The sequence below is a fragment of the Kamptonema sp. UHCC 0994 genome, assembly GCF_029167235.1.
Taxonomy (GTDB): Bacteria; Cyanobacteriota; Cyanobacteriia; order Cyanobacteriales; family Microcoleaceae; genus Kamptonema.
The window spans coordinates 1-6043 of the sequence record NZ_JARFTR010000074.1 but is presented as its reverse complement, the minus strand read 5'-3'; the positions used below and the strand labels follow the sequence as shown (position 1 = coordinate 6043).

5 protein-coding genes are annotated in these 6043 nt (G+C 46.2%); 4 read left to right on the top strand and 1 reads right to left on the bottom strand.

Annotated elements, in window-relative coordinates:
• Positions 1-261: 261 nt before the first annotated feature.
• Positions 262-1251: a ribose-phosphate pyrophosphokinase gene (locus PY364_RS07430; RefSeq protein ID WP_343277561.1), complete on the bottom strand. Its 990-nt coding sequence runs from the start codon at positions 1249-1251 to the stop codon at positions 262-264.
• A gap of 247 nt (positions 1252-1498) precedes the next feature.
• Here PY364_RS07430 and PY364_RS07425 point away from each other — a divergent pair, with 247 nt between their 5' ends.
• The 4 genes from PY364_RS07425 to PY364_RS07410 all read left to right on the top strand — a co-directional run bounded on the left by PY364_RS07425 (position 1499) and on the right by PY364_RS07410 (position 5993).
• A complete protein-coding gene (locus PY364_RS07425; RefSeq protein WP_275521604.1) occupies positions 1499-1948 on the top strand; it encodes a GatB/YqeY domain-containing protein in 450 nt (149 codons plus the stop codon).
• Positions 1949-2131: 183 nt separating this feature from the next.
• A complete protein-coding gene (locus PY364_RS07420) occupies positions 2132-3811 on the top strand; it encodes a serine/threonine-protein kinase (protein WP_275521602.1) in 1680 nt (559 codons plus the stop codon).
• A gap of 200 nt (positions 3812-4011) precedes the next feature.
• The gene (bioD, locus tag PY364_RS07415) at positions 4012-4743 is read left to right on the top strand and encodes a dethiobiotin synthase (protein ID WP_275521600.1); all 732 of its coding nucleotides are present in this window, start codon (positions 4012-4014) and stop codon (positions 4741-4743) included.
• Positions 4744-4775: 32 nt separating this feature from the next.
• Positions 4776-5993, top strand: coding sequence for a M20 family metallopeptidase (locus PY364_RS07410; RefSeq protein ID WP_275521598.1), 1218 nt, complete (start codon positions 4776-4778; stop codon positions 5991-5993).
• Positions 5994-6043: the final 50 nt, after the last annotated feature.

Genomic DNA, 6043 nt, shown 5'->3' with positions numbered 1-6043 from the left:
AGTAACACTCAAGTTACTTGAGCCTTAATAACTCGCATTGACCAAGCGCAAGTTTATTATAACTTAATTCCGCTAAAACAACTCACTGATCTTCACCCAATACCCACAATTCGTTAATTCAATACTACGTAAATCTAGGTATTTTGGCTACTGCAACCAACCCATCGCAGACGATAGCATAAAAGAGCGATCGCACCCCCAAACAACAAAAGCCCCCCTTTTTAAGGGGGGTTCAGGTAACGAACGATCGCAACAGCAACTTCAACGGAACATACTACTAACCGAACTATCTTCGTGAATTCGCCAAATCGCCTCACCAAGCAAATTAGCAACCGTGAGCACAGTCAACTGCGGAAAGTGCTTATCCGCAGCCAGGGGAATCGTATTAGTCACAATTACCTCCTCCAGCACACCGCTTGACAAACGCTCAATCGCCGGCGGCGAAAACACCGCATGAGTCGCACAGGCATAAACCTGTCTAGCCCCTTCCCGACGCAACAACTGAGCTCCTTCCGTAATCGTCCCCCCGGTGTCAATCATGTCATCCACCAACACCGCAGTTTTGCCCTTCACATCTCCGATTACATTCATCACTTCCGCCACATTGTGCGCTTGGCGGCGCTTGTCGATAATTGCCAGAGGTGCGTCATTGAGCTTTTTCGCAAAAGCCCTCGCCCTAGCAACCCCGCCCACATCCGGCGAAACCACCACAATGTCAGGCAATTGCTTACTCGCCAAATAATCTAGAATCACAGGCGAACCATAAACATGATCGAAAGGAATATCAAAATATCCTTGAATTTGAGCCGAGTGCAAATCCATCGCCAGAATGCGATTAGCCCCCGCCTCAGTAATCAAATTAGCAACCAGCTTGGCAGTAATCGACTCCCGACCAGCCGTTTTGCGATCGGCCCTAGCATAGCCATAATAGGGAATAACGGCTGTAATTTGTCGAGCAGAAGCACGGCGACAGGCATCAATCATGATCAACAACTCCATCAGGTGATCGTTCACCGGCTGGCAAGTTGGCTGGATCAAATAAACATCACATCCCCGAATCGATTCCTGAATTTGGATGTAAAGTTCCCCATCGGCAAACCTTTTGCGTACCATTGGCCCTAAGTCTATACCCAAGTAGCGAGCTACTTCTTGAGCAAGAGGAGTATTAGCAGAGCCAGAAAATAGCCGCAGCCGGTTGTGATCGGGGATCTGAGGCTCAGAAAGCGTAAGCGGTAAAGTAGCAGAACGGATCACGGCAGGGCCCCTCGCAGGACATTCTTTTTAAGCTAATCCTACCATCTTCAACTCAAAATATTACGTATTATTTTTAGGAGTTTATTTCAGATGCAGACCCAAGATTTAGGTGGGATTAAGTGAATTTACGTAGATGTAATGATGCAACAGATCGAGAGAGAATAAAATTAAAGAATATTTTAAAATCTAGGATCTTGTAAAGATCCTAGATTTTTGATACCTGCATTCACACCTGGAGAAGCCAATGACTTTAAGAGAACGTATTGACACGGATATCAAAACCGCGATGAAGTCCAAGGAGAAAGTGCGCCTGGAAACAGTCCGCAGTATTAAGAAAGTTTTGCTGGAAAAAGAAGTTAGCGCCCGCCCAGAGGCGCTGACGGAAAGCCAAGAAATGGAGGTTTTGGTACAAATAGCAAAGCAACGACGGGACTCGATTGAGCAGTACAACAAAGCTGGTCGCCAGGATTTGGCCGAGCAAGAGGCGGCGGAACTTGCCATTATTGAAGAGTATTTACCCGCACAAATGTCTGACGCTGAGGTGAGCGCCGTACTTGATGAGATTATTGTCTCTGTGGCTGCTACATCGGCGAAGGATATGGGCAAAGTGATGGGTGCTGCGATGCAGCAGCTTAAAGGCAAGGCCGATGGCAAGAAAATTCAAGAGATGGTGAAAGCGAAGCTAAATGGCTAGGAAGTTATAAGTGTTGAGTTGTCAGTTGGGGAGTTAAGAGTGCTTCTATCTGGACTGAACATCAGTGAGTGTGAAGTATGCTAGGGAACTTAAGTCTTTATGGCTTTCGCCCTTCTAGATAACTAAATCTTTCTGTCTTCCTTCTTCCTTCTACTTATCAGTTTTTTGTGTCTACTGAAAATTATGCAACCGCCTATTCCCACTGGAACTACTCTACAAAACCGCTACCACTTGCTCAGTATTTTGGGTCAAGGGGGGTTCGGCCGTACCTATTTAGCAGAAGATCGAGGGCGTTTTCAAGAACGCTGCGCCCTTAAGGAATTTATTCCCATTCAAAGCGGTACTCATGCCATAGAGAAATCGAAAGAACTGTTTCAAAGGGAGGCGGCGGTACTTTACCAAATTCAGCACCCGCAGATTCCTCAGTTTCGGGCAAATTTTGAGGAGAATCAGCGCTTGTTTTTGGTGCAGGATTATGTTGAGGGAAAGACATATCACAGACTGCTGCAAGAGCGCAAGGCAAGTGGGAAGATTTTCTCGGAAGCGGAGGTGCTGGTGTTTCTGCGGCAAATGCTGCCGGTGCTGGCTCACATTCACGCTAAGGGGATTATCCACCGAGATATTGCGCTGGACAATATTATTTTGCGAAATAGCGACCAACTCCCAGTTTTGATTGATTTTGGGGTGGTGAAGGAGTTAGCTACGAGGGTACAAGGGAACGATCCGGCTGCGCCAGCAACAAGTGTGGGGAAAATTGGCTATGCGCCTATGGAGCAAATGCAAACGGGACGGGCGACTCCGAGTAGCGATTTATATGCTTTGGCGGTGAGTGCGATCGTTTTGCTGACGGGGAGGGAGCCGCAAGAACTGCTGGAGGAAAATACGCTGACCTGGAATTGGCAACGGTGGACGCAGGTGAGTTTAGGTTTTGCTTATGTGTTAAATCGGATGTTGAGCCGTCAACCTGGCGATCGCTTTCAGTCTGTAAGCGAAGTTGTTCAAGCTCTAGATGGACAGGCTAATCCTAATTTTCAACCCCAAACTCCTCCTACTATCCCTACCCCGGTGAGGTCTAATGTTTCCCAAGTAGCAACGGTGGCGGTAGGGCGCAAGCCCGATCCTGTCAATACCACTCCTGGTCAACAGCATAAACCCGATCCTGCGATCGCACCCTCCACTGATTCTTTTTGGGATAACTCAATGGCTGCGACGGCGCTGGGTGCAGTATTAGCGATCTTGACTGGATTTGGTTCTTGGGCTTTGGTGAGTTCATTTCTGAACGGTCAAGGGGAGAGGCCATCACCGAAACCTTCGATATTTGTCAGTCCGACTCCGACTCCGACTACGACTCCGACTACGACTCCTACTCCTACTCCTACTCCTACTCCTACTCCTAAATCTGAACCAACACCAGAACCAACTCTAGAACCAACACCAGAACCAACTCTAGAACCAACTCTAGAACCAACACCAGAACCAACTCTAGAACCAACTCTAGAACCAACTCTAGAACCAACTCTAGAACCAACTCCAGAACCAACACCAGAACCAACTCTAGAACCAACACCAGAACCAACACCTAAGCCATCTCCAACTCCAACTCCTAAGCCATCTCCGACTCCTAAGCCATCTCCGACTCCTGAGCCATCTCCGATTCCTGAGCCATCTCCGATTCCAACTCCTGAGCCATCTGTGATTCCGACTCCTGAGCCATCTCCGATTCCAACTCCTGAGCCATCTCCGATTCCAACTCCTGAGCCATCTCCGATTCCAACTCCTGAACCATCTGTGATTCCTGAGCCAACTTCGGGTAACATTCCAGCTCAACCGGAGAATTCCGCCGAACCATCACCGTCTCTATAGGATTCGATTTTTGATTTATGATCTGTCATTGCGAAAAGCCGAAGCCGCGAGCGAAGCGTGGCGGGAAGCGAAGCAATCACAAGCTGTTGCGATTGCTTCGCTTGGCTCGCAATGACAAGTATTTAACCGGACATGATATAAAAGCTTACCAATTACCAATTACCAATTACCAATTAGCTATTACCAATTACCAATTACTTATGAGTACATTACTTATTACTGGAACTGATACCGATGCAGGGAAGACTGTGTTGACTTGTGCTCTGGCGGCTTATTGGCAGATGTATTGCTGCGATCGCGAAGCCAACGGAAGCCATCGCAGTTTAGGAATTTTGAAGCTTTTGCAGACTGGAACTGGCGATCGCGAACTCTATACCCGTTTATTTTCCCTTGACCAATCCCCGCAGGAACTTAACCCGTTGCACTTTAGTGCGCCGTTAGCACCACCGATCGCGGCTGAACGAGAAGGTAGGCGTGTAGAATTAGAACTCGTGTGGAAGGCCCTATTAAGCTTGCAGGAGCGGCGAGATTTTGTGTTAGTTGAGGCTTTGGGAGGATTGGGTTCCCCTGTGACTCACGAATTAACGGTGGCCGATTTAGCAAGAGATTGGCGGATGAGCGCGGTTTTAGTTGTTCCTGTCAGATTAGGTGCGATCGCGCAAGCCGTAGCGAATACTGCCCTCGCGACACTAACTGGTGTTAAGCTCAAAGGTATTGTCCTCAATTGTGTCAAGCCTTGCTCAGACCAAGAAATAGCCGATTGGACACCAATTGATTTGATTGAGTCTTTAACTCAGATTCCCGTATTGGGGATTTTGCCCCACCTTAATGACCCCACAGACCTTGCTAAATTAGCTCAAGCGGCTTCAGAATTAGATTTAGAGCGGTTGATGCCGATAGTCAAGGCACTTTCTACTTCAAAATTTAAATAGTTTAATCCAATGTTTTTTAAGGGTAATAAAAAATGGTTTCAACTTTTCCTAGCTTAAATTCTGTTGAAGCATCGCAACTACGATTTGAAATTCGAGCCTTACAACCTCAGTTAGTAGAATGGCGACGACAACTGCACCAACGTCCTGAACTTGGTTTCACAGAACAATTAACTGCTGAATTCATCTCCCAAAAGTTGCAAAAATGGGGAATAAAACATCAAACAGGCATCGCTAAAACCGGAATTGTCGCAACTATTGACAGTGGTAAACCAGGGCCAGTTTTAGCAATTCGCGCCGATATAGACGCTTTGCCAATCCAAGAAGAAAACGAAGTATGCTATCGTTCTCAACACGACGGAATTATGCACGCTTGCGGTCACGATGGCCACACCGCAATTGCCCTTGGTACTGCCTACTATCTTGCCAATCATTTAGAAGATTTTAAGGGTACAGTTAAGATTATATTCCAGCCAGCCGAAGAAGGGCCAGGAGGCGCAAAACCAATGATTGAAGCGGGAGTTTTAAAGAATCCTGATGTTGATGCAATTATTGGTTTGCACCTATGGAACAATCTTCCTTTAGGTACATTAGGCGTTCGCAGTGGCGCATTAATGGCCGCCGTAGAAATTTTTGAATGTACAATTTTTGGCAAAGGTGGACACGGCGCAATGCCACATCAAACCGTTGATTCAATTGTCGTCGCCTCTCAAATTGTCAATGCTTTGCAAGCTATTGTATCCCGGAATGTCGATCCAATTGACTCGGCAGTAGTAACAGTTGGTGAATTTCATGCTGGTAACGCACATAATGTCATTGCTGATACAGCACAACTCAGCGGTACGGTGCGATATTTTAATCCAAAATATCAAGAAACAAGATTTTTTGATAGACGAGTAGAACAGATAATTTCAGGAATTTGCCAAAGTCACGGAGCGAGTTATAAACTGAATTATTACTCTCTATATCCACCAGTAATTAACGATCCAACAATAGCTGACTTGGTACGAAGGGTAGCCGAATCTGTTGTAGAAACACCAGCGGGAGTAGTACCAGAATGTCAAACTATGGGTGGCGAGGATATGTCATTTTTTCTGCAAGCTGTACCTGGTTGCTATTTCTTTTTGGGTTCGGCAAACCCAGATAAAAATTTAGCTTATCCTCACCATCATCCCCGCTTTGACTTTGATGAAACTGCTTTAGGTATGGGAGTAGAAATGTTTGTAAGGTGTGTAGAAAAGTTTTGCAATTAGCTATTTGTTAACTGTTAACTGTTAACTGTTACAGGATTTATGCAAAAGTA

What these genes read in the sequence shown, in the direction of transcription:
- PY364_RS07425 (WP_275521604.1), top strand. Translation starts at nt 1,499, where the DNA reads ATGACTTTAAGAGAACGTATTGACACGGATATCAAAACCGCGATGAAG.
- PY364_RS07420 (WP_275521602.1), top strand. Translation starts at nt 2,132, where the DNA reads ATGCAACCGCCTATTCCCACTGGAACTACTCTACAAAACCGCTACCAC.
- bioD (WP_275521600.1), top strand. Translation starts at nt 4,012, where the DNA reads ATGAGTACATTACTTATTACTGGAACTGATACCGATGCAGGGAAGACT.
- PY364_RS07410 (WP_275521598.1), top strand. Translation starts at nt 4,776, where the DNA reads ATGGTTTCAACTTTTCCTAGCTTAAATTCTGTTGAAGCATCGCAACTA.